Origin of the sequence: Pseudoalteromonas sp. NZS37 (genome assembly GCF_015864265.1) — a bacterium.
GTDB classification, from domain to species: domain Bacteria; phylum Pseudomonadota; class Gammaproteobacteria; order Enterobacterales; family Alteromonadaceae; genus Pseudoalteromonas; species Pseudoalteromonas arctica.
Genome location: NZ_JADYXL010000001.1, coordinates 504,538 through 530,036, shown reverse-complemented (window position 1 = coordinate 530,036; position 25,499 = coordinate 504,538). Strand labels below are relative to the sequence as shown.

The window sequence follows — 25,499 nt, the reverse complement described above, 5'->3', positions numbered from 1 at the left end:
CATCTTTTTTTAATAACGGTAAATTAAGTACTTTTGATTACATTTTACTCAGTACAAGTAACACTTTATACGTAAGATTAAGTTATAGTTAATAAACAAGTGCTAAAATGAGTCTAGTAATAGCTAATGCTAGGTTTACTCCAATCTACACTTTTGTGATTGGTCTACCTCTTTGGAGAAAGATATGAATTTAGTTAAAAAAATAGCAACAACAATGTGTATCGCATTACCTGCGCTTGCCCATGCTGGTGAGTCTGTTGTTAAATGGCATGACTTTAATGATTATCGTGATGTGCGAGCGTCAAACCAAACAAAGAGCTCATATCACAAAAGTGTGGCAGCAAGTTTCGAAAAGCATATGGCTAAACTAGCCGAGCAATTGCCAAAAGATTATAAATTAAACGTAGAGTTTACAGATTTAGATTTAGCAGGTGATGTGCGTTATGGCGGTATGGACGAAATTCGTGTAGTAAAACCAATTTATTTTCCACGCATTAAGCTAAATTATTCGTTAACCGATAACGACGGTACAGTGCTAAGTAAAGATACTGATGTGGAGCTTAAAGATATGGGCTTTATGGATAAAATTAAAATGGGCCGCGACGAATCATTTTATTACGAAAAACGCTTATTAACAGAGTGGTTTGGTGAACAAATATTACCAAGTTTAGATTAACTGAAAATAAAAATGCCGCTAAATAGCGGCATTTTTATTTTTAAGCTTTACTTAAAAGTAGCTAACAACGTGAGTATTTGTTGTAACTTAATAACGGTTGTTTTCAGTTTTTCTTCTTCAAAACCATCGTTAGATAAGCTTTCAACATCAGCGGCTACGTCAAGTACGTAAGGCTTAAAACGTTTAGCTTCAAAGCTAAAGCCAGAATCGGCAGTAAATAAGGCTTTAAACTTACCGTGACCTTGCTGTTGAAGCTCGTCGAGTTTTTTGTCAGCATCAAGTGCCTGACGGTAAACAATTTTTAAGTTGGCATTGAGTTGTTCAATAATAGAATCCATGGTTTTCCTAAAGCTTTGCACTGCATTGCCGACATAATACTTGGATTACATTTAAAAGTCAGGTTTGTTATATGAATATATCAGGCACAAGTTTACCCGCTGTTTCTGGCTCAGGCCAAGGCAGTGAGCTTTACAGCGCTGCTTTATCTAAAAAGCAGCAATTAGCAGATGGCGCGGCGGCTCTTGCACTTATTGAAGGTGCTGCACAATCGTCAAGTGCGCAAACACCGGCTAAATCGGTAACTGCATCATTGGGTAACAACGTAAATATATACGTTTAAATTAGCTTAAGATCGATAGGTGTTTTGCTTTTTTGACCACCGATTTCTCTTACTAATTTAGGCACTAAAAATCCAGGCAGAGCTTTTAATAGCTCTGCTATTATTTCAATTGCTTGCGCTTCATTAATATCAAAGTGGCTCGCCCCTTCAACTTTATCTAGCAAATACAAATAATACGGCAATACGTCTGCGTCAAATAACGCTTCGCTTAAATTTATTTGCGCATCAACCGTATCGTTCACATCTTTTAAAATTACAGCTTGGTTTAGAAGCGTTACGTTTGCTTGTTTAAGCTTTTGCATAGCAGCTTTAAAATCAGCGTCTATTTCGTTGGCGTGGTTTATGTGATTAATAAAAATAATTTTTAATGGCGACTTTGCTAATCGTTCACATAACTCATCGGTAACTCGCGCCGGTATAACTACTGGCAAACGGCTATGAATTCGCATTCGTTTTATTTGTGGTAATTGCTCAAGCTCATCCAAAAACCAGCTTATTGCATCGTCTTTGGCCATCAGTGGATCGCCACCACTTAAAATCACTTCGTTTATATTGCTATCTGATTTTATATAGCTCAGTGTTTCAAGCAGACTTTTTTTATTGAGTTGGTTTTCTTGATACGGGAAATGCCTTCTAAAGCAATAACGACAATTTACAGCACAGCCGGTTTTAAACATCACCAAAACACGCGATTTGTACTTATGTAAAAGGCCTGGTTGGTCGTTATCTTGCTCAAGTAGGGGATCTTTATTAAAGCCCGACTTAGTCAAAAATTCTTGATGGCGTGGCATAACTTGTAGCAATAGAGGATCGTTTGGATCGCCTTTGCGTATTTTTTTTATAAAAGGGATAGGCACGCGTACCGGAAATAAACTACGGGCTTTTAGGTCGTTTTCATGGACTTGGCTCGATAAACCGACCATTTCAAGCAAGGTTTTTGGGCAGGTAACTACATTTGCTAATTCTTTTTGCCAGTTTTTATGCAAATTTGCTTCATTTCTTTGTATCATTGGCATGTAGATTACTCGAAAAAATATAAATAGAGGAAACGATGGCGAATTATAGCACCAACGAGTTCAAGGGCGGCCTAAAAATTATGATGGACGGCGAGCCTTGCAGTATCTTAGAAAATGAAATGGTAAAACCTGGTAAAGGCCAAGCGTTTAACCGTGTTCGTATCCGTAAACTTATCTCTGGTAAGGTGCTTGAAAAAACCTTTAAATCGGGTGAATCAGTTGAAGGTGCTGATGTAATGGATACTGATTTAGCGTATCTATACACAGACGGCGAATTTTGGCATTTCATGAACAACGAAACATTTGAGCAAATTGCTGCTGACGAAAAAGCACTAGGCGATTCAGTAAAATGGTTAGTTGAAAATGATTTATGCACAATTACATTATGGAACGGCAGCCCTATTGCTGTTACACCACCTAACTTTGTTGAGCTTGAGATCACTGAAACAGATCCTGGCCTTAAAGGCGATACAGCGGGTACTGGTGGTAAACCAGCAACGCTTAGCACAGGCGCTGTGGTACGAGTTCCATTATTTGTACAAATTGGCGAAGTAATTAAAGTAGACACTCGTAACGGTGAATACGTAAGCCGTGTTAAGTAAGCTTTAACATTGTTTATAAAATCCCAGCTTACGCTGGGATTTTTTTTGGAGAAAATATGTCAGCAGATCTTTGGGCCCCAAGCGCAAGCATTGAAACACTAAAGCAACGCGCAGCGATATTACGTAGCATTCGTGAATTTTTTTATGCACGTGATGTTTTAGAAGTAGAAACGCCAAGCTTAAGTGCTGCCAGTGTAACCGATGTGCACTTAGCCAGTTTTAATACCACATTTGTAGGTCCAGGGCATGCTGGTGGGCTTCCTTTATTTTTACAAACATCTCCAGAGTTTGCCATGAAACGCTTGTTAGCAGCAGGCTCAGGCGCTATTTTTCAGCTTTGTAAGGCATTTAGAAATGAAGAAGCGGGTAGCCATCATAATCCTGAATTTACTATGCTGGAATGGTATCGCCCAGGCTTTGATGAATTTGCACTTATGGATGAAATGGATGAGTTAATGCAACTTGTTTTAGGTGTCGAGCCTGCAACTAGACTTACTTATCAGCAAGCGTTTGAAAAAGCACTCGGCCTCGATCCGTTAACAGCAAGCATTGAGCAATTAAAGCAACTAGCGTGTAAGCAGGGGTTTGCTGATATAGCCCAAAATGAAACGCATAAAGATACCTTACTGCAATTATTATTTTGTATGAAAGTAGAGCCAACAATAGGACAAGATAAGCCATGTTTTGTTTATCATTTTCCAGCTTCTCAAGCGGCACTTGCACAAATTTGTGAACATGATGCACGCGTAGCTGGGCGCTTTGAGCTTTATTACAAAAATATGGAATTGGCTAACGGCTTTAACGAATTAACAAATGCTAGTGAGCAAGCTAAACGATTTAACGAAGATAACGCATACCGCGCTAACAACGGTTTAAAGCAAGTACCAATGGATACACGTTTAATTAAAGCGCTAGAACATGGATTACCACAATGCGCAGGGGTTGCTTTGGGTATAGATAGGCTTGTAATGCTCGCAACAAATAAAGAGAAAATTAAAGACGTAATAGCATTTGATGTGCAAAGAGCATAATGCTTAGCCTGTAGGCGTAGGTGGAATATTTGTAGGTGCGAATTTATTTCGCGCTCATGTAATTTAACTTTATAAAAAAGCGAGGTATAAAACCTCACCTACAAATAAACATCAACCCCAACAACATACGCCAAACCTGTAGGTGCGAATTTATTTCGCGCTCATGTAATTTAACTTTATAAAAAAGCGAGGTATAAAACCTCACCTACAAATAAACATCAACCCCAACAACATACGCCAAACCTGTAGGTGCGAATTTATTTCGCGCTCGTGTAATTTAACTTTATAAAAAAGCGAGGTATAAAACCTCACCTACAAATAAACATCAACCCCAACAACATACGCCAAACCTGTAGGTGCGAATTTATTGCGCGCTCGTGTAATTTAACTTTATAAAAAAGCGAGGTATAAAACCTCACCTACAAATAAACATCAACCCCAACAACATACGCCAAACCTGTAGGTGCGAATTTATTGCGCGCTCGTGTAATTTAACTTTATAAAAAAGCGAGGTATAAAACCTCACCTACAAATAAAAACACCGCGTTTAAATTAAACGCGGTGTTTTTATTTGCTTGCAGAAAGCTTTCATTTGAAAGCCAACGGCTATGCTTTACAGATTAAGTGTAAAGGTAACACCTGCTACACGAGGCTCACCTAATTGTGTGTAGGTATGCGTTGCGTAACCATCTTGTGGATCGTTACCAAACTCAAAACCACGAGTAGGGACTGTTTCGTCAAACACGTTACGAGCCCATGCGCGAACTGCCCACATGTCTGCTTCGTAACCAAAGCTTAAGTTAACTAAGTTGCTGCTTGGTGCCTGTGAGTTATGACTATCTGAGAAGTAGTAGTCGTCCTTACCTTCAACACCAATCATACCGTAAAGCTCACTTGTAAAGTTATAGCGAGCAGTAAACGCATACTGGTATTTAGGTGACTGTGCTTGCTCACGACCGTCTTGGTTTAAGCCAGACTGCGTTACAAAGTCATCTATTTCAGTGTTTAAGTAACCAGCACTACCCGTTAAAAATAGATTATCAGTTAGTTGGTAACTACCTTCAACTTCTAATCCGTAGTTGCTACCAGAACTTGCGTTATCAACATAACCGGTAAATTGCTGACCTTCTACTTGCCATGCTTTTAACTGAATATCGTCGCGGTGCATGTAAAATGCAGCTAAGCGAAGCGTAAATTTGTCATCAAGCGATGAGCCTTTAACACCAAATTCGCCGCTCCATAAATATTCAGGGTCGAAACTGGTGTGTTGCTGGAAAAAATCAGCGCTTAGGTTTAAGCCTTCATCTTTTGCTTTAGCCAGCGCTTCTGAGTTAATACCGCCAGCTTTGTAGCCACGGGTAATGCTTGCGTAGATCATCGTACGGTCAATTACTTGATATTCAAGTGCTATTTTACCGCCAACCATTACATCGTCAGTATCTTCTATAAAGCCATTGCTATCGGTGTAGTCACCTTTGTATTGCTCTACACGTAAACCTGTAATTAATGTGGTTTTAGGGCCAATTGGAGTCGCTACTTGACCATATACTGCAACGTTACTCGTTTCGTAAGTTGAAGAAAACGGGCTTGCTAACCATGTGTATTGGCGCTCTAAATCAACGTCACGGTTTTGGTAATAAATACCCGCAACCCAGTTACCCGTTTTAGAATTAAACTGTAAATCTACAGACTGATCGTCGCGATCGCGGCTGTATAAATCAGTTGAGCTGTATCCATCTGGATGTAAGCCAGCAGCACATAACTTTGGCTCACTTGTATCGTTACATACCCAGTCTTCGTCAAAGCTGTAAAGTAATTCGGTATCAATAGCCGACAGGTTTAGATTTACATCAAAAGCGTCAAAACCCGTGTAAGTATTCTTGACACCTATAGCGTAGCTTTCTTGATTATCTTGGCCTGGTTCATCGGCAACACTATTGCGGCTGTTATCAAGCGTAAACGCATCGTATCCGTTATTAATATCGATATAATGCAGGTTTAGCTCAGTATTTAAATGCTTTGTAAGCTGGCTGTTTATTTTAAAGCGGGCTACTTGTTCGTCTTGATTTTGTGTTTCGTCATTTAAGTACAAGTTATCTACGTAACCGTCTGACTTTCTGCGAAAGTAGCTAACGCGTGCGCTAGTGTCATCTGTTAAGCCTGTGCTTGCTGCAATACCTGCTTCGCGGGTGTTATACGTGCCAGCACCTACTTGTAATTTTAAACTTGGATCGCTCGTGGCTTTAGCTGAACCCATTTGGATCATACCGGCCATACCGTCTGCGCCAAAGCGTGTACCTTGTGGGCCTCGATAAATTTCTACTTGGTCTATATCAAATAATAATGAGCTGCCACCAAGACCAGAATAGTTAATACCATCAATAACTAAGCCTACAGATGGATTAATAGGGTCTACAAATTGTGAGCGAAGTCCCACGCCACGAATTTGAATATAACGACCACGCGACGCACCAGATGCAAAATTTACATTGGCGGTACTGCCTAACATTTCGTCTAAGTAACTTGCACCACGTTGATTAATTTCATCTTCGCTGAATAAGCTCGCACTCGCGCTTAAAGTTTGAATGCTTTCGCGCTGAAAATCGCCGGTTACAACAATTCTTTCTAGGTCGCTATCATCAGCGTTAGCTGCAATTGGTGCACCAAGCAGCGGTAAAAGTGCGGCAGTAATTAAAGACAAACGTAAGTTCATTGGGTTACTTAACTCCATTTTAGGGACTCGTATGGTAGCAATTATTTAAACACATGTGCTATAAACGCGGCAATTATACGTTAAATAATCAGGATTACTAATATGACCTTTAAAGTTGACTTCAAAGTACGTGATTACGAATGTGACTTACAAGGTATCGTAAATAACAGTGTTTATTTTAATTATTTAGAGCATGCTCGCCATGAATTCTTGTACGCACACGGTATTGATTTTGCTCAATTAGCGAAAGATAAAATTAACCTAGTCGTGATGCGCAGCGAAATGGACTATAAACATTCACTATTACCAGGTGATGAATTTTATGTGGCTGTGGAGCCGCAGCGTATTAGTCGTTTAAAATTTGCGTTTAAGCAAACGGTTATACGTAAAAGCGATGAAAAAGTAATGCTCAATGCACTGGTTATAGGAACGTCTGTTAATGAAAAAGGTAGACCGTTTTTACCAAAGCAAATAGATAACGTATTTAAAACTACAACTTAGTACTTAATCGCATAACTTTTGAACTATCATAGAACAAAAATTTACATTTAAAACATGCATTTTTAACGGATAAAGGGCATAAATATTGTTACAATTACATTAATTAGACAATTAGTTAGTAGTAGCATGAAATTAGCAGCAATACCGATGCTTATAGTCGGTTTATGTGTTGGTTGCGCATCAACAGGGACGGTTACCAGTGAGCAGCTTAAATACACCCAATGGCAATTATCACGTGTTGATGGTTTAGCAATTCCACCTTCGTTTAATGCATCAATGAGCTTTATTGAAGCACTGCAAGTAAACGGTTTTGCTGGCTGTAACAAATTTTTTGGTGAAGGCTCGCTTGAAGAAAGTAACCTTACCGTAAGTAAATTAGGAATGACGCGCAAGTCGTGCGGCGAAGACCTTGATGAGTTTGAGCAGCAGTTATTACAAGCCTTAAAGCAAGGTGCCGAGCTTAAAATGCAAGGCCAGCAATTAGTCATGCAAGGCGAGCAAACATTTGTGTTTATCCCTAAATAATTTTAAGTTTTTGAAAAACAGCCCCTTGCGGGCAGTTTTTAACTGACGTACACTCAGCGCAGATTTGATGGATAACACCTTCAAATTAACGAACAGAATTTATATATCAATACTTGTCGGAGTGCCAAAGCTAAGTAATTAGTTTTTGGCTGAGATCGCGAAAGCGGGATCCGTGAACCTGATCAGGTTAATACCTGCGTAGGGAACAAGCTGCCTAAAATGGGACGCTTGTGCGTCTTTTTTTATGCGCACAATAAAGTGATTTTGTTTATTTTAGGCTGCAAAGTAGCATGTACGCTACTTTACGATCTTTCTCTATTCCTCGGAATATCTGACAAGACAACCCTTAAGCAATGAGGCAAGTCATGTCAAATACTACAAATAAAGCGTCACGCCGAGAAACTCGTGCTGCCGCGTCTGAATATATTTATAACTTAACGGGTCAACCGTTTCCAAATTCTCATAAAGTATACGTTGAAGGTACTCAACCTGGTGTGCGTGTTGGTATGCGTGAAATTACGTTAAGTGATACGTTTATTGGTGGCACAGATGAAAACCCTGTTTATGAGTCAAACGATCCGCTACGTGTTTACGATACGTCGGGCCTGTATACCGATCCTAATTTTGAACTAGACGTGCGCAAAGGCTTACCAAAATTTCGTGAACAATGGATTGAAAGCCGTGGCGACACCGAAGTTTTAGAATCAGTAACGTCGCAATTTTCGCAGCAACGTATGGCGGATGAAGGGCTGGATCATATTCGCTTTGATCACCTTCCAAAAATTCGCCGTGGTATCGCGGGCAAAAACGTAACGCAAATGCACTACGCACGCCAAGGGATTATTACTCCTGAAATGGAATACGTAGCCGTTCGCGAAAATATGGGACGTGCAGAAATTCGTAAAGAATTACTTGCCGCGCAGCATAAAGGCGAGTCGTTTGGCGCGAGTATTCCTGAATTTATTACCCCAGAATTTGTACGCGATGAAATAGCCCGTGGTCGCGCTATTTTACCAAATAATATAAACCATCCAGAAACAGAACCTATGATTGTAGGCCGTAACTTTTTAGTAAAAGTTAACGCCAACATTGGTAACTCATCAGTAAGCTCATCGATTGAAGAAGAAGTAGAAAAAATGGTGTGGTCTACCCGCTGGGGCGCAGACACCGTGATGGACTTATCAACGGGACGTTACATTCACGAAACGCGTGAATGGGTTGTACGTAACTCGCCTGTACCTATTGGCACAGTACCGATTTATCAAGCGCTTGAAAAAGTAAATGGTGTGGCTGAGGATTTAACGTGGGAGATTTTCCGCGATACGCTTATTGAACAAGCCGAGCAGGGTGTTGATTACTTTACTATTCATGCCGGTGTACTGCTTCGTTACGTACCAATGACCGCTAAACGTGTAACCGGTATTGTGTCGCGCGGTGGCTCAATTATGGCTAAGTGGTGTTTAGCGCATCATAAAGAAAACTTTTTATACACGCACTTTGAAGATATTTGCGAAATTTTAAAACAATACGATGTGTGTTTTTCACTCGGTGATGGACTTCGCCCTGGTTCGATTGCTGATGCCAACGATGAAGCGCAGTTTAGTGAGCTGCGCACATTAGGTGAACTGACTAAAATTGCGTGGAAACACGATGTACAGGTATTTATTGAAGGTCCTGGACATGTGCCAATGCACATGATTAAAGCCAATATGGATGAGCAATTAAAACATTGCGACGAAGCGCCATTTTATACTTTAGGCCCATTAACGACCGATATTGCACCAGGGTATGACCATATTACTTCTGGTATTGGGGCGGCTCAAATAGCATGGTACGGCTGTGCAATGCTTTGTTATGTAACACCTAAAGAGCATTTAGGTCTGCCAAATAAAGAAGATGTTAAAGAAGGTTTAATTACCTACAAAATTGCAGCGCATGCCGCCGATTTAGCAAAAGGGCACCCAGGCGCGCAAGAGCGCGATAACGCCTTATCAAAAGCGCGCTTTGAGTTTAGATGGTACGACCAATTTAATATTGGTTTAGATCCAGACCGAGCTCGCGAGTATCACGACGAAACCCTTCCACAAGAATCAGGCAAAGTGGCTCACTTTTGCTCTATGTGTGGTCCTAAATTTTGCTCTATGAAAATTAGCCAAGAAGTACGCGATTACGCTAAAGATTTAGAAACACGCGGTATTGATCCTAATAACGCTGGCGACGCTATTGAAATAAAAATGGTTGATGTAGAAGCCGAAATGAAAGCTAAATCTGCCCAGTTTAAGCAAACAGGCTCAGAGATTTACCACAAAGCGGTATAAAGTAATTATCGCTAAAAGTTAGATGCAGACGTAGGTGAGGTGTTATACCTCGCTTCTTTAAATATTGAAGAAGTGCGAGTGAGTTTGCACCTACTAATAACTGCTTTTGGAGGTTTTATGTTTTATAACATTGCTGTGGTGGGTTTTGGTTTGGCAGGGCGCTTAGCTGCCCTTGAGCTAAGTAAGTTGCATCATGTAACGGTGTTTGAAGCAGACGACGAGCATACACAAAATAGCGCAGGTAAAGTGGCAGCAGCAATGCTTGCTCCACTTGCAGAGTCGGTATTGTGCGAGGCTGATTTAGCTTTAATGGGTCTTGATTCAATGAAGCGCTGGCCCAGCATTATTGCAGAACTTGAAAGTGAGGTTTTTTTTCAGCAGCAAGGCACTTTGGTCATTGCGCACCAGCAGGACAAAGGCGATTTACAAAGCTTTGCACAGCGTATAAAACCGCTAGCTGATCACACTGCCGAGCATATAAATGCTCAACAAATTACAATGCTTGAACCTGAACTTGCTGGGCGTTTTAACCAAGGCTTATTTTTACCCTGCGAGGGGCAAATTGATAACCAAGCATTTTATAAAGCCAGCTTTGCACAGCTCAACAAACGCAAAGTAAAGTTTGTATTTAATCAGCGCGTAACCATTAGCGACAATAAAATAAACAATCGACCATTCGATTACATTATTGATTGCCGTGGGCTTGGTGCTAAAAATACCCAAGATGATAAACCGCTCAGGGGTGTGCGCGGCGAAGTAGCAAGGTTATACGCACCAGAGGTAAGTTTAATCAGGCCCGTGCGTTTAATGCACCCGCGTTATCCAATTTATATAGCGCCTAAACCTAACAGTGAATATGTAATTGGTGCGACTGAAATAGAGTCACAAGACAATGGCGCCGCAACAGTGCGCTCAACTCTTGAGTTACTTTCAGCGGCTTATACCGTACACAGCGGGTTTGCCGAAGCACGACTACTTAGTATTCAAACCGGATTACGCCCCGCATTTAGCGATAACCGCCCAGAAGTATCACAAGTTGGTAATGTAATTAGCATTAACGGTTTGTATCGACATGGTTATATGTTGGCGCCGGCATTAGTGGCGCAAGCAGTTTCACGAATAGAGTGAGAGTAGAATGAATATTACAATTAATGGCGAGCTACTTAATGTTAATAGCAAAGCACTCGTTGAGGTACTTCAAAGTTTTGGTGCAGTCGCGCCTTTTGCTGTGGCTATTAATAGCGAATTTATTCCACAAAGTCAGCACAGTAACTATGTACTTAATGAAGGCGACAGTGTTGAGTTGCTGTCACCCATTCAAGGCGGATAAAGCTCATGCAAACGAAAGACTGTTTAACTATTTATGGAGAGCAAATAAAGAGTCGTTTGTTAATAGGCTCTGCGCTTTACCCGTCGCCTGATATTATGACTCAATCGATAGTCGCCTCTGGGGCTGAAATTGTAACCGTGTCGCTTAGGCGCCAACAAAGTGCAGCGGCAGGTGATGACTTTTGGCAGTTAATAAAAAATACAGGCTTAAAAATACTGCCTAATACCGCAGGGTGCCACAGTGTTAAAGAAGCGATAACGCTTGCAAAAATGTGCCGAGAGGTATTTGCCACCGATTGGATTAAGCTAGAGCTGATTGGCGATGATTACAATTTACAACCAGACCCTTTTGCGTTACTTGAAGCCACAAAAATATTGATTGATGATGGCTTTAAGGTACTGCCTTATTGCACCGATGACTTAGTACTTTGCCAGCGTTTAAATGAGCTAGGATGTGAGGTGCTTATGCCGTGGGGTGCGCCAATAGGCACCGGTAAAGGCTTGTTAAATAGCTATAATTTAAAAACTATTCGGGAGCGCTTACCTGATACCACACTAATAGTAGATGCAGGTTTAGGTTTGCCATCGCATGCCTGCCAAGCACTCGAAATGGGGTATGATGCGGTATTATTAAATTCAGCCATTGCAGGGGCGGGTTGCCCAATTACTATGAGCCGCGCATTTAAAGCCGCAGTTGAAGCGGGGCGCTTTGCATACAAAGCAAAAGCGATGCCGGAAAAAGACGTAGCAGCTCCATCAACCCCTACAATGGGGATGCCATTTTGGCATCAGCAGTGAAGGAAAAAATATGAATAACGTAGTATGGACAATTGCAGGCTCTGATTCGGGCGGCGGTGCAGGCATTCAAGCTGATATAAAAGCAATGCAAAGTTTTGGCGTGCATGGCTGCACGGCAATTACGGCGCTTACTGCACAAAATAGTTTAGGCGTAGAGGCTATTAATGCAGTGTCTACCGATATTATTGAATCGCAGTTACTAGCGCTTGAAAAAGACATGAAAGCCAAAGTGATAAAAATTGGCATGTTAGCCAATGTGCAGCAAATTCAGTTGATCAGCGAACATATAAGTCATTATAAAACTAAGTGGCCAGTGCCTCCCGTTATTGTATATGACCCTGTTGCTATTGCCTCAAGCGGTGACTTACTAACAGAAGAGGATACGGTAAGCGCAATTAAAGAATGTTTACTGCCGCTGGTGGATGTAATAACCCCAAACACCCACGAAACACAGTTATTAACCGGTGTGTATTTAATTGGCGCAGCTGCAATAAAAGAAGCGGCTAATAAGTTATTAAGCTGGGGCGCTAAAGCCGTTGTTATTAAAGGCGGACATTGGGATTACCCAAGTGGCTATTGTATTGATTATTGTGTAAATAATTTTACGCAAAATGGTGAAGAGTATTGGCTTGGCAATCAAAAAATACAAACACCGCATAACCACGGCACCGGATGTAGCATGGCTTCGGTAATAGCTGCGTGTTTAGCTAAAGACTACCCATTAAAAGATGCCTTTATTTTAGCTAAAGCATATATAAACCAAGGGCTAAAACAGTCTGTACGCTACGGCGAGGGGATTGGACCGGTTGCTCAGACCTCGTTTCCCACTAGTTTAGCTGACTACCCACAAGTAATTGAGCCAGGTAGCTGGCTGGGCGATGAACTAGATTTTGATGTGCCGCTTGATTTTAATATGGCTGCTGATTTTGCACCGTGTGAAAGTAAATCGCTGGGCTTATATGCGGTTGTTGATAGCACCGATTGGTTAGAAAAGTGTCTACAACAAGGCATTAAAACAGCGCAGTTACGCGTTAAAAATAAAACGCAAGACGAGCTGGATGAGCTTATTAAGCAAGCTGTTGAGCTGGGCAAGCAATACAACGCACAGGTATTCATAAACGACTACTGGCAGTTAGCTATTAAGCACGGTGCATATGGTGTGCATTTAGGGCAAGAGGATTTAGAGATTGCTAATTTAGCGGCAATTAAAGACGCGGGGTTAAGGCTTGGGCTTTCTACTCATGGTTTTTATGAAATGCTACGTGCGCATAATTATCGCCCTAGTTATATGGCATTTGGTGCTATTTACCCAACCACAACAAAAGATATGACAGGGCAAATACAAGGTCTTGAAAAGCTCATTAAATTTGTACCACTTATGCAAAACTACCCAACAGTGGCAATAGGCGGTATTGATTTAAGCCGTGCAAAGCAGGTAGCGAAAACTGGCGTGGGCAGTGTTGCCGTAGTGCGTGCGATTACCGAAGCTGATAATTACGTAGAAGCTATAAGCGCTCTGCAAGTAGCCATAAGCAGTGCCAATTAATACTAACAAGGGTAATACTAACAAGGCTGATAAACGTGAATGAGCTAAGCGATAAAGAAACCCTACGTTACAGTCGCCATTTATTGCTTAAAGAAGTTGGGCTTGAAGGGCAGTTAGCACTTAAATCCTCAACGGTTGCAGTAGTGGGGGCTGGTGGTTTAGGTAGCCCAGCACTTTTGTATTTAGCTGCGGCGGGCATTGGAACGCTTATTTTAATTGACGATGACGAAGTTGAGCTTTCAAATTTACAGCGCCAAGTGCTTTATAAAATAAACCACTTAGGGCAAAACAAGGTCGCTGCAGCGGGTAAAGTATTAGCGAGCCTGAATAATCAAATAGATATAGTAACGCATTGCCAAAAGTTAGATGAGAGTAATGCAGTTAACATGCTAAAAGGTGCTGACATCGTACTTGATTGCTCTGATAACTTTAGCACTCGCTATTGCGTTAATTGTTATTGTATTGCTAATAAAACACCGTTAATTTCGGGTGCTGCATTGGCAACCAAAGGGCAGTTAATGGGCTTTGATTTTAGGCAAAGTGATAGCCCGTGCTATGGCTGTGTTTTTCCACAAAGCGAAGCTACACCGGTTATAAATTGCAGTAACGCAGGAGTAATTAGCCCGCTACTGGGTGTAATAGGCTCTATGCAGGCGCAACTTACGCTCAACTTATTAATGGGGCATGCAGAGGGGGGGGTGTTTATAACCTTTGATGCGCTTACTTTAAAGCAGCAGCACTTTAAAGTGATTAAAGATTCAGAGTGTAAAGAGTGTGGTAAATAGGTTTTTGAGGGGCTTGTGCCTGTTATTACATGTGGCGTTAAAGAATTAAAAGCTGCGCTTTTCGCGTGAGCAAGCTTCACGCCTACAGTACATCAAAATTCTTACACCAAACTTGTAGATGCACAGCTTGCTGGCGTGACGAGCAAAGCTCGTAATTTCTATGCCAGATGTCTTCTCATTTACATCTCTTTTGCTTCTCTTAGTGCAATAAGATTTTAAGTGATTTATTCACAAAGAGGTTTAGAGGGCGCTTCGCTTTAGAGAAGCCAATTAATAGTTATCAGTTATAAATATTAAAAGCTGCGCTTTTCGCGTGAGCAAGCTTCACGCCTACAAAATAAAAAACCGCGTTAATTAAACGCGGTTTTTTTAATTTCGAATTAACGATTGATTTTAATCGTTAATTTTTGCAAACGCAGTACCTAAGCGAGTAACCACTTCTGGTAGTTGGTCATCCAGTATTTCAGCTTTATCAGCTCCCCATGCTAGTACCACAGTAGAGCCTAATTTAAAGCGACCCATCTCTTCACCCTTTTTAAGCGTGATAGCGTTATCGCCAGTGGTTGGGTATTTCCAACTAAATACATCGCTACCTGCTGGTGGCGTGACAGTACCTGCCCAAATAGTTTCTATACTGGCTACAATTGTTGCACCAACAAGTACCATAGCAAGCGGACCAATCTCAGTTTCAAAAATTGCGACTACCCGTTCGTTACGTGCAAACAAGTTAGGCACGTTTTGAGCTGTAAGTGGGTTTACTGAAAATAAATCACCTGGCACGTAAATCATTTTGCTTAGTGTGCCATCAACTGGCATATGAATACGGTGGTAATCTTTAGGTGCTAAATAAATCGTTGCAAACTTACCGCCTAAAAATGGTGTTGTATCATCTTGTGAGCCGCCTAGTAGCGCTTGTAAGCTGTAATCGTGGCCTTTAGCTTGTATTAGCTGTCCGTCAACAATATCGCCTAGCTGGCTGATTGCGCCATCCACTGGATGAATGATGATATTGCTACCATCTACCATTGGGCGCATGCCGTCTTTTAAAGGGCGAGTAAAAAATTCATTAAAGCTTTTATAATGAGCCGGATCTGGGTATTGGGCTTCGCTCATATCTACTTTATATTGCTTAATAAATAGTTTAATTAAAGTAGTGGTTAAAGCACCCGCTTTTGCAGCAGCTAATTTGCCGACTACGCGTGAAATAAAATGTTTTGGCATTGCGTACTGCATTGCGATTTTAAATTTGTCTAAACTCACAGTATTTTTCCTAAATTATACGCGAGGCGCACGGGCGCCTGCACGGCCATCGGCCATTGTTTCTAAAATTCGGTGGTAGCTGTCAAAGCGCAATTGAGAAATTCTTCCATCGGCTACTGCTTCTTTAACGATGCAACCCGGATCGTTTAAATGTTTACAGTCTCTAAAGCGGCATCCGCCTATAAATTCTCTAAACTCTTTAAAGCACCACGTTACACGCTCAACATCTAAATGCCATAAACCAAACTCACGAATACCTGGCGAGTCGATTAGGTTACCGCCACTTGGTAAATGGTGAAGTCGCGAAACTGTTGTTGTGTGCTGGCCTAAGCCGCTGTTTTCAGATACTTCTTTAGTTAATATTTCAGCGTTAGGCAATACAGTATTAACGAGGGTTGATTTACCCACACCACTTTGGCCAACAAAAATATTATTTTTATCAACAAGTACTTCTTTTAATTTATTAATACCATCGCCTGATATATTACTAACAAGGAGTACTTGGTAATCAAGTTTACGATAGATATCGAGAACTTTTTGTATTTCGTTAAGGCCTGCTTCGTCAATTAAATCGGTTTTATTGAGCACTAAAATTGGCTCAATGCCCATATCTTCACAGGCTATTAAATAACGGTCGATAATACTGGGTGTAAATTCGGGTAATACCGCCGATACCATGAGTATTTGATCAATGTTGGCTGCAATAACTTTAACACCGTCGTAAAAATCAGGGCGGGTAAGTTGCGAGCGACGCTCTTGCGTGGCTTCAATTACACCGGCTAAATCACCTTCACTTACTTTGGCACGGCGAAATAATACTTCATCACCACATACTAAATTAGACACAGTACGGCGTATATTACAGCGAAGTACATCGCCATTTTCAGTTTCGACATCGGCGTGTTGGCCAAAACGACTGATCACAATTGCGCTCTCGACCTGACCTAAGTTATCGGTTTGCCATTCTTGCGCCCCTTTTTTAGCCGGTCTTGAGTCTGCGCTATTAATGCGCTTTTGGTGATTGGCCTTGATCTGACGCGATTGGCCTTTACTTAATTTTTTTTGTTTTGCCACTGGAGGCCTATAACCTTAGTTAAATGTCGCTTTTCCTAAAAAAAGCTTTAGCTCGACGGTTGATGCTAATATGATATATCGAAATGCGTTGGATCTAAAGGAAAGCACCGCTTAGGTAATTATGACTATTAATAAATCAAATTTAATTTGGCTCGATCTTGAAATGACAGGGCTCGAACCAGAGACCGATAAAATACTCGAAATTGCGACGGTTGTCACTGACGCAGACCTGAATATATTAGCCGAAGGGCCAACTATAGCTATTCATCAAAGTGATGAATTACTAAATGGCATGGACGAGTGGTGTACTACTCAACATGGTAAGTCGGGTTTAACAGCACGCTGCAAAGCAAGTACCTTTGATGAAGCCTATGCTGTAGAGCAAACTTTAGCGTTTTTAAAGCAGTGGGTACCAGCAGGCACTTCGCCAATGTGTGGTAATTCAATTGGTCAAGACCGCCGCTTTATGAATAAATATATGCGCGAGCTTGAAGACTTCTTTCATTACAGAAATCTTGATGTGAGTACTATTAAAGAATTAGCACGTCGCTGGAAACCAGAAGTGCTTGCAAAAGTGAACAAAAAAGGCTCACACCTTGCTTTGGATGACATTAAAGATTCGATTATGGAATTAAAAGTCTATAGAGAAAATTTCTTTAATTTGTAAAAAACACTTGCAAACAGACTGTATTATTGTAGAATCCTGCCCCGCTCAAGACGATAACCCACGCGGGGTTAGTGCGTTTGAGTGATTGAATTACCATCAATAAATGCGGTACTAGCTCAGTTGCTAGAATGTTGAACGCGACCTGTCGCGCACCAACGTAAAATAACTGAAGAAATAAAAAATGCGGTACTAGCTCAGTTGCTAGAATGTTGAACGCGACCTGTCGCGCACCAACGTAAAATAACTGAAGAAATAAAAAATGCGGTACTAGCTCAGTTGGTAGAGCGCGACCTTGCCAAGGTCGAGGTCACGAGTTCGAGCCTCGTGTACCGCTCCAATTTCTAACCAAAAGAAATTGAAGTGAATAAAAGCTAGCTCAGTTGCTAGGATGTTGAACGCAATTTATTGCGCATCAATAAAATAACTGAAAAATGCGGTACTAGCTCAGTTGGTAGAGCGCGACCTTGCCAAGGTCGAGGTCACGAGTTCGAGCCTCGTGTACCGCTCCAATTTCTAACCAAAAGAAATTGTAGTGTTGAATGAAAATATAATGCGGTACTAGCTCAGTTGGTAGAGCGCGACCTTGCCAAGGTCGAGGTCACGAGTTCGAGCCTCGTGTACCGCTCCAATCTTTTTATATCCTTTCAAAATTTTCTGTATTAAAAATCATAAATAAAATTATAATTTAAAATCTCTCTTATCTACTTTATTCTATGTGCAATATTCAGCATTGAAGTTTTGGTTGTTAGAAGCTATCGCTTCGCGCGAGCTCAGCGCCTACAAGAAAGGTGTCGTACTTTGAAGTTATGAGATATGAGTGAGGTAGGAAGAGTTAATACTTTGAAACCGAGAGCTTTTATTAAAATAGCTCCCCTTGAATAGTTGCTATAACTCGTCTAGAGCCACCAGAATCACGATGTTCACCTAAATAAATGCCTTGCCATGTACCTAACGCTAAATAACCATTTGAAATAGGAATACTTAGCTCACAGCCTAACGTACTGGTTTTTATGTGTGCAGGCATGTCGTCGTCACCTTCATAATCGTGGCGATAATAAGGTTGACGCTCAGGAACGAATTTATTGAAATGGCTTTCCATGTCCATACGAACAGTGGGATCTGCATTTTCGTTTATTGTAAGGCTCGCTGAGGTATGCTGAATAAATAAATGTAACAAGCCTATTTTGTAACTCGCCAGTTCAGGAAGTTGAGATAATATTTCGTCATCAATTATATGAAAACCTCGCGGGCGAGGTTTTAATGTAATTTGCTTTTGCTGCCAACTCATAGTTTATCGAAGCTAACTTCAATGTTTGCATTACCAGCATCACAACTAAATGGCATGATGATTTTTTTACCTTGGCTTTTATGAGTAATTGTATGACCTTTACCCGATACCACAATAGGCGTTGCCATATCAAAGTCGAAACCTTTCTCGCCAAGTAAATTTTTAGCACCACCAGTTACCATGTTGGTTATTTCGCCAACCATATCGGTAACTTCTTCATCTATGGTATCAGGGCGTTCGCCAAGCATACGCTCCATGATGGTTAATGCTAATCCTTCATCAAATGTAATTGAAAATGATCCACGCGTTTGCGGGCCAACCATACCAATCAAACCTGATACATCACCACAGGCTATCTCATCAGTTTTAATGCGAGGTTTACCCGGCTTCAATTGAGTTTGAGCCATAGTGCTTAAAACATTAATTAAAGAAGATAAAAAAGGATTGATGAATTCTACATTCATAGTGGCTACTCTTAAATTTGTTCTGTGAAATGACTATATAGTTTGAGTATAGTCACTAAGGATAACTTTGAAGGATTATGATGCTCTGCAAGATTCACATTTACCATGCGCTTCTATTGTTTGCCCTGATACGACAAAGCCACCTTCGGCAGCTAGATTATTAAGCTCATGCGAAATTACACTCGAGTGTAATTCTTTAACAAAGCCACATGTATCGCAAATTAATAATTGTACCGGGTGAATATGATCAAAATGATGGCACAGCATAAATGCATTTGTGCTTTCAATTTTATGAATAAAACCTAGTTCAGCTAAAAAGTCTAATGCACGATAAATAGTTGCAGGTTTAGCACCTGTTTCAGTTACTTTTAATTGCTCAAGCAAATCGTATGCACCAACACCACCTTGTGCACTGGCTAATAGACGAAATACTTTCTCGCGGATAGGCGTAAAACGCGCACCACGGTTGTCACAAACTTGTTTTGCTTTACTTACGAGTGATTCTATATTCATCATTACTCTTATCCTTATGCTACCGTGATATACTAACATACTGTGTTGTAGTTGCAGCGTTTTTATTAAGCGCTTTTTACCTAGGAAACCCAGTAATGCACGAACTATTGGCTATATTTATTTTCTTTTTTGCGGTTATTGACCCCATTGGCACTGTACCTGTATTTATTGCAGTCACACGTGGTGATGATGAGAAGTTTAAACGTAAAGTTATATTTAAAGCGGTAGGCGTATCTGCATTAGTGCTTTTATTTTTTGTACTCGCAGGTGAGCAATTACTTAACGCAATTGAAATTCCACTTTCGGCTTTTCAAATAGCCGGCGGTATCATATTACTTATTTTTGCACTTTCAATGATATTTGGTGAAAGTAAACCAGAAGCCGAAATTAAAAGTGTACGCGACAGCACTGAAACCGCTATTTTTCCGCTTGCGATTCCGTCTATCGCGAGCCCTGGCGCTATGTTAGGCGCCGTATTAATGACTCGTAATGAAGAGTATACCTGGGTTGAGCAGTTACTAACGTCTTCAATGATGCTTGCTGTATTAGCAGTTGTACTGGTTTTGTTACTACTTGCAACGCATGTACATAAATTAATTGGTGACAGTGGCGCAAGTATAATAAGTAGAATTATGGGGCTTATTTTAAGCTCGGTTGCCGTTACTAATATTTTAAATGGCATAGCCCATTATTTTGGCTTGCAGGTGTTCTCTTAACATTGATGCCTGCCAGGCTTTTGTGTAAAATGCAGCGCCTTTTAAGCTGTGCTTAATAACTTTAATACCCTGAGGTTTGCTTTGAATAAATGTACTTTGGATAGACGCTTTTCTGTGGCACCAATGCTTGATTGGACTGATCGCCATTGTCGTACTTTTCATCGCAAAATGACTAAACATACTGTGCTTTATACTGAAATGATAACCACAGGGGCTATTTTATTTGGTCGAGGCGACTACTTACATTTTAATAAACACGAAGGCCCAGTTGCACTGCAACTTGGTGGCTCTGATCCTAAAGCGCTTGCGCAATGTGCAAAACTGGCAGGTGAGCGTGGCTATGACGAAATAAATTTAAATGTAGGTTGCCCGTCAGACAGAGTTCAAAATGGTCGATTTGGCGCATGCTTAATGGCTGAGCCTCAATTAGTTGCTGAGTGTGTTGCAGCAATGAAAAGCGAAGTAAGTATTCCTGTAACTGTTAAAACGCGTATTGGTATTGATGAGCAAGATTCGTATGAGTTTTTATGTGCGCTTATTGAAGCGTCTCATAAAGTAGGGTGTGATGATTTTATTATTCATGCTCGTAAAGCATGGCTCAATGGTTTAAGCCCGAAAGAAAATCGTGAAGTCCCACCGCTTGATTACCCACGTGTTTATCAACTTAAAAAAGATTATCCGCAGCTAGACTTAAGCCTAAATGGCGGCGTTAAAACAATTGAGCAGAGCCTAGAACATCTACAACATATTGATGGTGTAATGATTGGGCGTGAAGCTTACAGTAACCCATTTATGCTCAATGACGTTGATGAGAAAATTTATGGTGATGCTGCAAACACACAATCACGCCACGACGTAGTGCGCTCAATGTACAGCTACATTGAAGAAGAAATGCGTTTGGGTGCTAATTTTTGGCATATTGCACGTCACATGCTCGGTATTTTTCAGGGGCAGCCTGGTGCACGAGGTTTTAGACGCCACCTTTCTGAAAGTGGTCATGGTAAGCAAGCTGATTTATCGGTAATGGATAAAGCATTAAGCTTTGTACCAGAATAAAGCTAAGCTTTAAAAGTTCTAAATTTAAGCCACTTTCGAGTGGCTTTTTTGATCCTAAATATTAGTCAAAAGCATAATTTATTGGCCAATTACACTCTATGCTGTTCAGCTGGAAGTCACTAAAAACTAGAGTGCTTATTGTTTATCACTATGATTTTAAATGTTTTATTTTTGTTTTGATGAACTTGGCACAACTCTTGGAATCTTCTTGTTGAAATTAATTAAAAATCAACAGGAGAATACCATGGGAATATTTAACCGCGTAAATGATGTAATTCAATCAAACATTGTCGCTATGCTTGATAAAGCTGAAGACCCAGAAAAACTTTTAAACTTGATGCTTACCGAGATGCAAGATGCGTTGAATGAGTGCCGTAGTACAGCAGCCGCTTTATTGTGTGAAGAGAAAATAATTAATCGCCAAATTGATACTAAAAAAACAGAATTAGCAGCTTGGCAAGTTAAAGCAGAACGTGCGGTTGAGAAGGGCAGTGATGACCTTGCTAAGTCTGCCTTACTTGAAAAGCAGCGCGTTAACGAAAGCATTGAAAATAAGCAAACTCAACTAGAAACACTGCAAGAGTCTATTGCAAAAATTAAGGTTGATTGTGAGCGTCTGCAGCAAAAAATGGCTATGGCTAAAACTAAGCAAGCTCAGTTAATGCAGCGTCATAATGTTGCTATTGCTAGAGGGCGGATCAGTACGCAACTACAAAGCGATAAAGTAGCTCATGCGTTGTCTCGTTTTGAACAAATAGAGCAGCGTGTTGAAGGTATTGAAGCTCAAGTAGAGGCTTATGAGCTGACTGATACAGCAAGCTCTACGAGTGCCCAAATTGAGTCGTTAGTTAAAAATGAAAAAATTGATGCTGAACTGGCTCGCTTAAAAGCGAACTTAAATACTAATTTAAAACAAACTGCTTAGGAGATTGCTATGAACAGCTTTAATCGTCAACGAGGTTGGTATAAAGATACTCTAAATAAAAAAATATCGGGTGTTTGTAGTGGTTTAGCTCATAGATTGGACTTTCCTGTATGGGCAACACGCGTAGTTACTATTTTGTTGTTTTTGAGTTTTCCGTTTGCAATTGCACTTGGTTATTTTATAGCGCATTGCTGCCTTGAAAATAAAGAGTATTAATACCAATAGGCATAAATATTTGAACAATTTAACGAATTAAATCACTCTATAACGTTGTTAAAAATTTTTATTTAGAACAACTAGATATAAAAATTTTTGCCTAGTTATAGCGCAATTTTCTTATCATTAAATCGACCTCATATATAAGCCGGTTAGTATAAGGAGAATTACTATGAAAGCTTTGGCAGTATGTGTAATTATCTATTTATTACTGTTTACTGATTTAATAACGTTTGTGCAGATTGATTCTTGGCAGTTGCCGTTATGGATTGCTGATATTAGCTGGGCTGGGCTTGAGCTTGTAGGTGCTTTGGCCGCAATTGTTGCTGTAGTTGCTGTAGTGGCTTTAATTACTATGGGATTAGTTGGTGCGGGTGTAGTGGCATTAGCAGGGACTGTTTTAGCGCTTTTATTCGGATCTATAATGATTGCATGGCCGTTACTATTTGTTGCAGTGTTGTGTTGGCTTGTTGCCGATAACAAAAAAGTAGCCTCTTAATCCTTAATTTGACTGACTATTATAGGTTAACTATGTTAAATTTAGCCTGTAATTTAAAGTTTTCATAAGGATAAGAATGATGATGAAACTATGTTTTTCGATGGCTTCTGCATTAATATTTAGTTTTTTTTCGTCATCGTTGGCGGCGCACTCAGGGCACGATCATGGTTCTGATGTGGCTGTGCTCGAAGTAACTAACGCGCAAGTTAGAGAGTTTTTACCTGGCAGTACTTCAACTGTAGGTTATTTAACGCTAATAAATCACAGTGGAGCCGCAGCAACTTTAACTAAGGCAACTATTGATGGCTTAGGGCGTGTTGAAATACACGAGCATTCACATGTAGACGGCATGATGAAAATGCAACAAGTTGAATCAGTTGAAATTAAAGCGCACGAAAGTGTCAGTTTTCAACCTGGCGGTTATCATTTAATGGTATTTGAACCACAAGAGCCATTAAAAGTAGGGCAAGAACGCAAACTCACGCTATATTTTAGTGACGGTAATCGCTTGTTCACTAATGCTCAAGTCGTGTCGCTTGAAGCGCAAGCTACGCAGTCAAAACCATCTACTCAACACGCTCATCACTAGGAGTACACATGTCGCAACACAAAGGAAAAATAGCAGGAATAGTTGTTTTACTGCTTATCATATTTTACGCAATTGCTGTTTATTGGAGCACTGAGCCTTCACGTTTTGATGTTGTTGCAAACGCCAAAGAGCAAGCGCAGCTTCGTAATGAAAAAATAGTTACGGGTTATGTAACTACTTCTACATTAATTACAGTAGCAAATACCTTACTAGATAAACCCGGTGGCTACTTATCAAATGATGTAATACCACCAAGTATTATTATGGATGATATGCCGGCGTGGGAATATGGCGCGCTAGAAATGGTGCGTGATTTGTCGCTTTCTATGCGAAAAGATTTTAGCCGTTCGCAATCACAATCAACGGAACATGAAGCACTTAAAAAGGCGCAGCCACAGTTTAATATTAGCTCTGAAGCATGGGCATGGCCAAGTGCTGAAGGTGAGTATCAAAAAGGTATTGATTATTTAATGGTATATCGTGGACAAATTGCTAACGAGCATGAGCGCGATAGCCAATTTTACGCACGAGCAGATAACTTACGTAGTTGGCTTAAAGAAGCTGAAAAACGTTTAGGTAGCTTAAGTCAGCGTTTAAGTGCCAGTGTAGGCCAAGAAAAAGTGAACACCGATTTAGCGGGTAATTCATCTAATAAACAAGCAACTCTTGCTCCACTGCAGCAGCAAGTAAGAACACCGTGGTTAGAAATTGACGATGTATTTTACGAGTCGCGCGGTGCTACTTGGGCATTACTACATTTTTTACAAGCGATAGAGTACGACTTTGCTGATGTACTTGAAAAGAAAAATGCGCGTGTAAGCGTTCAACAAATTATACGTGAGCTTGAGGCAACCCAAGAAACAGTGTGGAGCCCACTTATTTTAAACGGGAATGGTTTTGGCTATGTTGCTAACCACTCTTTAGTTATGGCAAATTATATTTCTAGAGCCAATGCGGCTTTAATCGAACTTAGCGAACTACTAGCTCAAGGATAAAAAATGAAAAAGTATTGTTTAGCAGCAGCCCTTTCAATGGCATGTTTAGCACCAGCAGCGCAAGCTGACACTCTACTAGGTTTATACGTAGGTGTTGATGGATGGAAGTCAGATAACGATGGCCAATTTTCTTACAAAAATAATGCATCTCAAGATTTTAATTTTGAAGATGAGACTTTTGTAAGTTATTACGCGGCGCTTGAGCACCCAGTGCCGTTAGTACCAAATATCAAATTAAAGTATACAGAGCTTGAGTTAAATGGTTCTGCGCTGCTTACAGATACATTTAGCTTTAATGGTTCTGATTATGTTGTTGGTTCTACTGTAAATACGGTAAGTGATTTAACGCATATTGATTATATTTTTTATTATGAAATTTTTGATAATGACTTAATTTCAATAGACCTAGGTTTAAATGCTAAACAGTTTGACGGTGATATTGTTGTAAGCGGCACTACCCAAAATGGTGGTACTAACTTTACCGAAACCAAAGACTTCTCTGGTTTTGTTCCTCTTGCATACGGCCGTGCCGAAGCAGGCTTACCATTTACTGGTTTAAGTGTATTTTTTGAAGGTAGCTTTTTGGCTATTGACGACAGTAAAGTACAAGATTACCAAGTAGGCGTGGCGTGGGAACTTATTGATAACTTGGCAGTAGATGTTGCTGTTAAAGCCGGTTACCGCTCTATGGTATTAGAACTTGATGATGTAGATGATATTACTACTGATATTGATGCATCTGGCCCATTTGCGGGTATTCAGGTTCATTTTTAATTAG

General features: G+C 40.5%; 29 protein-coding genes, 3 tRNA genes and 1 riboswitch. Of the genes, 24 read left to right on the top strand and 8 right to left on the bottom strand.

Annotated features, from left to right (window positions below; genetic code table 11):
* Positions 1–184 precede the first annotated feature (184 nt).
* The gene (locus I6F47_RS02445; RefSeq protein WP_010555263.1) at positions 185–676 is read left to right on the top strand and encodes a DUF3016 domain-containing protein; all 492 of its coding nucleotides are present in this window, start codon (positions 185–187) and stop codon (positions 674–676) included.
* Positions 677–723: 47 nt separating this feature from the next.
* On the opposite strand, the gene I6F47_RS02440 is transcribed toward I6F47_RS02445, so the two are convergent.
* Entirely contained in the window at positions 724–1,014 is a 291-nt protein-coding gene (locus tag I6F47_RS02440; RefSeq protein WP_007585044.1) for a hypothetical protein, read from the bottom strand.
* Between the two features lie 71 nt (positions 1,015–1,085).
* Here I6F47_RS02440 and I6F47_RS02435 point away from each other — a divergent pair, with 71 nt between their 5' ends.
* Positions 1,086–1,295 (top strand): hypothetical protein, encoded by a 210-nt coding sequence (locus I6F47_RS02435; protein WP_002960797.1) that lies wholly within the window; start codon positions 1,086–1,088, stop codon positions 1,293–1,295.
* Here I6F47_RS02435 and epmB read toward each other — a convergent pair.
* Positions 1,292–2,305, bottom strand: a complete 1,014-nt coding sequence (gene epmB / locus I6F47_RS02430; protein WP_197183327.1) for an EF-P beta-lysylation protein EpmB — start codon at positions 2,303–2,305, stop codon at positions 1,292–1,294. The genes I6F47_RS02435 and epmB overlap by 4 nt on opposite strands.
* Before the next feature lie 41 nt (positions 2,306–2,346).
* Here epmB and efp point away from each other — a divergent pair, with 41 nt between their 5' ends.
* Positions 2,347–2,913, top strand: coding sequence for an elongation factor P (gene efp, locus I6F47_RS02425; RefSeq protein WP_010555265.1), 567 nt, complete (start codon positions 2,347–2,349; stop codon positions 2,911–2,913).
* A gap of 56 nt (positions 2,914–2,969) precedes the next feature.
* Positions 2,970–3,944, top strand: a complete 975-nt coding sequence (epmA, locus tag I6F47_RS02420; RefSeq protein ID WP_197183246.1) for an elongation factor P--(R)-beta-lysine ligase — start codon at positions 2,970–2,972, stop codon at positions 3,942–3,944.
* A gap of 613 nt (positions 3,945–4,557) precedes the next feature.
* On the opposite strand, the gene I6F47_RS02415 is transcribed toward epmA, so the two are convergent.
* Positions 4,558–6,675: a TonB-dependent receptor gene (locus tag I6F47_RS02415; protein WP_197173143.1), complete on the bottom strand. Its 2,118-nt coding sequence runs from the start codon at positions 6,673–6,675 to the stop codon at positions 4,558–4,560.
* Positions 6,676–6,759: 84 nt separating this feature from the next.
* Here I6F47_RS02415 and I6F47_RS02410 point away from each other — a divergent pair, with 84 nt between their 5' ends.
* The 8 genes from I6F47_RS02410 to I6F47_RS02375 all read left to right on the top strand — a co-directional run bounded on the left by I6F47_RS02410 (position 6,760) and on the right by I6F47_RS02375 (position 14,459).
* Complete coding sequence (locus I6F47_RS02410; protein ID WP_197183245.1) at positions 6,760–7,158, top strand: acyl-CoA thioesterase; 399 nt, start codon at positions 6,760–6,762, stop codon at positions 7,156–7,158.
* Positions 7,159–7,284: 126 nt separating this feature from the next.
* Entirely contained in the window at positions 7,285–7,683 is a 399-nt protein-coding gene (locus tag I6F47_RS02405; RefSeq protein WP_306344991.1) for an META domain-containing protein, read from the top strand.
* Between the two features lie 107 nt (positions 7,684–7,790).
* A riboswitch (TPP riboswitch) is annotated at positions 7,791–7,905 on the top strand.
* A gap of 143 nt (positions 7,906–8,048) precedes the next feature.
* Positions 8,049–10,001, top strand: coding sequence for a phosphomethylpyrimidine synthase ThiC (gene thiC, locus I6F47_RS02400; RefSeq protein WP_231609138.1), 1,953 nt, complete (start codon positions 8,049–8,051; stop codon positions 9,999–10,001).
* A gap of 117 nt (positions 10,002–10,118) precedes the next feature.
* Positions 10,119–11,129 (top strand): FAD-dependent oxidoreductase, encoded by a 1,011-nt coding sequence (locus tag I6F47_RS02395; RefSeq protein ID WP_024589779.1) that lies wholly within the window; start codon positions 10,119–10,121, stop codon positions 11,127–11,129.
* Positions 11,130–11,136: 7 nt separating this feature from the next.
* The gene (gene thiS / locus I6F47_RS02390; protein ID WP_197183244.1) at positions 11,137–11,331 is read left to right on the top strand and encodes a sulfur carrier protein ThiS; all 195 of its coding nucleotides are present in this window, start codon (positions 11,137–11,139) and stop codon (positions 11,329–11,331) included.
* A gap of 5 nt (positions 11,332–11,336) precedes the next feature.
* Positions 11,337–12,128, top strand: coding sequence for a thiazole synthase (locus I6F47_RS02385; protein WP_197183243.1), 792 nt, complete (start codon positions 11,337–11,339; stop codon positions 12,126–12,128).
* Positions 12,129–12,138: 10 nt separating this feature from the next.
* Positions 12,139–13,674 carry a thiamine phosphate synthase gene (gene thiE, locus I6F47_RS02380; protein WP_197183242.1) on the top strand — a complete coding sequence of 512 codons (1,536 nt, stop codon included), beginning with the start codon at positions 12,139–12,141 and terminating at the stop codon, positions 13,672–13,674.
* Positions 13,675–13,709: 35 nt separating this feature from the next.
* Positions 13,710–14,459, top strand: coding sequence for a HesA/MoeB/ThiF family protein (locus tag I6F47_RS02375; protein WP_197183241.1), 750 nt, complete (start codon positions 13,710–13,712; stop codon positions 14,457–14,459).
* Positions 14,460–14,852: 393 nt separating this feature from the next.
* On the opposite strand, the gene asd is transcribed toward I6F47_RS02375, so the two are convergent.
* Entirely contained in the window at positions 14,853–15,719 is an 867-nt protein-coding gene (gene asd, locus I6F47_RS02370; protein WP_197183240.1) for an archaetidylserine decarboxylase, read from the bottom strand.
* Positions 15,720–15,734: 15 nt separating this feature from the next.
* Positions 15,735–16,793, bottom strand: a complete 1,059-nt coding sequence (gene rsgA / locus I6F47_RS02365) for a small ribosomal subunit biogenesis GTPase RsgA (RefSeq protein ID WP_024589774.1) — start codon at positions 16,791–16,793, stop codon at positions 15,735–15,737.
* Between the two features lie 121 nt (positions 16,794–16,914).
* Here rsgA and orn point away from each other — a divergent pair, with 121 nt between their 5' ends.
* From orn to I6F47_RS02345, 4 genes are all read left to right on the top strand, one after another.
* On the top strand, positions 16,915–17,460 hold the full coding sequence (gene orn, locus I6F47_RS02360) for an oligoribonuclease (RefSeq protein ID WP_007585019.1): 546 nt from the start codon (positions 16,915–16,917) through the stop codon (positions 17,458–17,460).
* Between the two features lie 261 nt (positions 17,461–17,721).
* Positions 17,722–17,797, top strand: a tRNA-Gly gene (locus I6F47_RS02355).
* 96 nt (positions 17,798–17,893) lie between these two features.
* Positions 17,894–17,969 (top strand) — tRNA-Gly (locus I6F47_RS02350).
* A 43-nt stretch (positions 17,970–18,012) separates the two neighbouring features.
* Positions 18,013–18,088 (top strand) — tRNA-Gly (locus tag I6F47_RS02345).
* A 231-nt stretch (positions 18,089–18,319) separates the two neighbouring features.
* On the opposite strand, the gene I6F47_RS02340 is transcribed toward I6F47_RS02345, so the two are convergent.
* The 3 genes from I6F47_RS02340 to I6F47_RS02330 form a co-directional block, all read right to left on the bottom strand.
* Positions 18,320–18,748: a secondary thiamine-phosphate synthase enzyme YjbQ gene (locus tag I6F47_RS02340; RefSeq protein WP_024589772.1), complete on the bottom strand. Its 429-nt coding sequence runs from the start codon at positions 18,746–18,748 to the stop codon at positions 18,320–18,322.
* Entirely contained in the window at positions 18,745–19,212 is a 468-nt protein-coding gene (locus I6F47_RS02335) for a chemotaxis protein CheX (RefSeq protein ID WP_007580265.1), read from the bottom strand. The genes I6F47_RS02340 and I6F47_RS02335 overlap by 4 nt, the downstream gene beginning before the upstream one ends.
* A 75-nt stretch (positions 19,213–19,287) precedes the next feature.
* On the bottom strand, positions 19,288–19,725 hold the full coding sequence (locus I6F47_RS02330; RefSeq protein WP_007580267.1) for a transcriptional repressor: 438 nt from the start codon (positions 19,723–19,725) through the stop codon (positions 19,288–19,290).
* Positions 19,726–19,820: 95 nt separating this feature from the next.
* Between I6F47_RS02330 and I6F47_RS02325 the strand changes: the two genes are divergently transcribed.
* The 8 genes from I6F47_RS02325 to I6F47_RS02290 all read left to right on the top strand — a co-directional run bounded on the left by I6F47_RS02325 (position 19,821) and on the right by I6F47_RS02290 (position 25,495).
* Entirely contained in the window at positions 19,821–20,441 is a 621-nt protein-coding gene (locus tag I6F47_RS02325) for a MarC family protein (protein ID WP_024589771.1), read from the top strand.
* 123 nt (positions 20,442–20,564) lie between these two features.
* Positions 20,565–21,497, top strand: coding sequence for a tRNA dihydrouridine(20/20a) synthase DusA (dusA, locus tag I6F47_RS02320; protein WP_024589770.1), 933 nt, complete (start codon positions 20,565–20,567; stop codon positions 21,495–21,497).
* A 244-nt stretch (positions 21,498–21,741) separates the two neighbouring features.
* A complete protein-coding gene (locus tag I6F47_RS02315; RefSeq protein WP_165721146.1) occupies positions 21,742–22,422 on the top strand; it encodes a PspA/IM30 family protein in 681 nt (226 codons plus the stop codon).
* A 9-nt stretch (positions 22,423–22,431) separates the two neighbouring features.
* Positions 22,432–22,638, top strand: a complete 207-nt coding sequence (locus I6F47_RS02310) for a PspC domain-containing protein (RefSeq protein ID WP_008172691.1) — start codon at positions 22,432–22,434, stop codon at positions 22,636–22,638.
* Between the two features lie 172 nt (positions 22,639–22,810).
* The gene (locus I6F47_RS02305; RefSeq protein WP_010554260.1) at positions 22,811–23,137 is read left to right on the top strand and encodes a hypothetical protein; all 327 of its coding nucleotides are present in this window, start codon (positions 22,811–22,813) and stop codon (positions 23,135–23,137) included.
* 79 nt (positions 23,138–23,216) lie between these two features.
* A complete protein-coding gene (locus I6F47_RS02300; protein ID WP_165721260.1) occupies positions 23,217–23,726 on the top strand; it encodes a copper chaperone PCu(A)C in 510 nt (169 codons plus the stop codon).
* 8 nt (positions 23,727–23,734) lie between these two features.
* The gene (locus I6F47_RS02295; protein ID WP_007580283.1) at positions 23,735–24,721 is read left to right on the top strand and encodes a DUF2333 family protein; all 987 of its coding nucleotides are present in this window, start codon (positions 23,735–23,737) and stop codon (positions 24,719–24,721) included.
* 3 nt (positions 24,722–24,724) lie between these two features.
* Positions 24,725–25,495: a TIGR04219 family outer membrane beta-barrel protein gene (locus I6F47_RS02290; RefSeq protein ID WP_007580285.1), complete on the top strand. Its 771-nt coding sequence runs from the start codon at positions 24,725–24,727 to the stop codon at positions 25,493–25,495.
* Positions 25,496–25,499: the final 4 nt, after the last annotated feature.

What these genes read in the sequence shown, in the direction of transcription:
- I6F47_RS02310 (WP_008172691.1), top strand. Translation starts at nt 22,432, where the DNA reads ATGAACAGCTTTAATCGTCAACGAGGTTGGTATAAAGATACTCTAAAT.
- I6F47_RS02335 (WP_007580265.1), bottom strand. Translation starts at nt 19,212, where the DNA reads ATGAATGTAGAATTCATCAATCCTTTTTTATCTTCTTTAATTAATGTT.
- dusA (WP_024589770.1), top strand. Translation starts at nt 20,565, where the DNA reads ATGCTTGATTGGACTGATCGCCATTGTCGTACTTTTCATCGCAAAATG.
- thiE (WP_197183242.1), top strand. Translation starts at nt 12,139, where the DNA reads ATGAATAACGTAGTATGGACAATTGCAGGCTCTGATTCGGGCGGCGGT.
- epmA (WP_197183246.1), top strand. Translation starts at nt 2,970, where the DNA reads ATGTCAGCAGATCTTTGGGCCCCAAGCGCAAGCATTGAAACACTAAAG.
- I6F47_RS02405 (WP_306344991.1), top strand. Translation starts at nt 7,285, where the DNA reads ATGAAATTAGCAGCAATACCGATGCTTATAGTCGGTTTATGTGTTGGT.
- I6F47_RS02415 (WP_197173143.1), bottom strand. Translation starts at nt 6,675, where the DNA reads ATGGAGTTAAGTAACCCAATGAACTTACGTTTGTCTTTAATTACTGCC.
- efp (WP_010555265.1), top strand. Translation starts at nt 2,347, where the DNA reads ATGGCGAATTATAGCACCAACGAGTTCAAGGGCGGCCTAAAAATTATG.
- thiC (WP_231609138.1), top strand. Translation starts at nt 8,049, where the DNA reads ATGTCAAATACTACAAATAAAGCGTCACGCCGAGAAACTCGTGCTGCC.
- I6F47_RS02300 (WP_165721260.1), top strand. Translation starts at nt 23,217, where the DNA reads ATGATGAAACTATGTTTTTCGATGGCTTCTGCATTAATATTTAGTTTT.
- I6F47_RS02395 (WP_024589779.1), top strand. Translation starts at nt 10,119, where the DNA reads ATGTTTTATAACATTGCTGTGGTGGGTTTTGGTTTGGCAGGGCGCTTA.
- I6F47_RS02315 (WP_165721146.1), top strand. Translation starts at nt 21,742, where the DNA reads ATGGGAATATTTAACCGCGTAAATGATGTAATTCAATCAAACATTGTC.
- orn (WP_007585019.1), top strand. Translation starts at nt 16,915, where the DNA reads ATGACTATTAATAAATCAAATTTAATTTGGCTCGATCTTGAAATGACA.
- I6F47_RS02290 (WP_007580285.1), top strand. Translation starts at nt 24,725, where the DNA reads ATGAAAAAGTATTGTTTAGCAGCAGCCCTTTCAATGGCATGTTTAGCA.
- I6F47_RS02440 (WP_007585044.1), bottom strand. Translation starts at nt 1,014, where the DNA reads ATGGATTCTATTATTGAACAACTCAATGCCAACTTAAAAATTGTTTAC.
- I6F47_RS02330 (WP_007580267.1), bottom strand. Translation starts at nt 19,725, where the DNA reads ATGAATATAGAATCACTCGTAAGTAAAGCAAAACAAGTTTGTGACAAC.
- I6F47_RS02410 (WP_197183245.1), top strand. Translation starts at nt 6,760, where the DNA reads ATGACCTTTAAAGTTGACTTCAAAGTACGTGATTACGAATGTGACTTA.
- I6F47_RS02305 (WP_010554260.1), top strand. Translation starts at nt 22,811, where the DNA reads ATGAAAGCTTTGGCAGTATGTGTAATTATCTATTTATTACTGTTTACT.
- I6F47_RS02295 (WP_007580283.1), top strand. Translation starts at nt 23,735, where the DNA reads ATGTCGCAACACAAAGGAAAAATAGCAGGAATAGTTGTTTTACTGCTT.
- I6F47_RS02340 (WP_024589772.1), bottom strand. Translation starts at nt 18,748, where the DNA reads ATGAGTTGGCAGCAAAAGCAAATTACATTAAAACCTCGCCCGCGAGGT.
- epmB (WP_197183327.1), bottom strand. Translation starts at nt 2,305, where the DNA reads ATGATACAAAGAAATGAAGCAAATTTGCATAAAAACTGGCAAAAAGAA.
- I6F47_RS02435 (WP_002960797.1), top strand. Translation starts at nt 1,086, where the DNA reads ATGAATATATCAGGCACAAGTTTACCCGCTGTTTCTGGCTCAGGCCAA.
- I6F47_RS02385 (WP_197183243.1), top strand. Translation starts at nt 11,337, where the DNA reads ATGCAAACGAAAGACTGTTTAACTATTTATGGAGAGCAAATAAAGAGT.
- I6F47_RS02325 (WP_024589771.1), top strand. Translation starts at nt 19,821, where the DNA reads ATGCACGAACTATTGGCTATATTTATTTTCTTTTTTGCGGTTATTGAC.
- thiS (WP_197183244.1), top strand. Translation starts at nt 11,137, where the DNA reads ATGAATATTACAATTAATGGCGAGCTACTTAATGTTAATAGCAAAGCA.
- I6F47_RS02445 (WP_010555263.1), top strand. Translation starts at nt 185, where the DNA reads ATGAATTTAGTTAAAAAAATAGCAACAACAATGTGTATCGCATTACCT.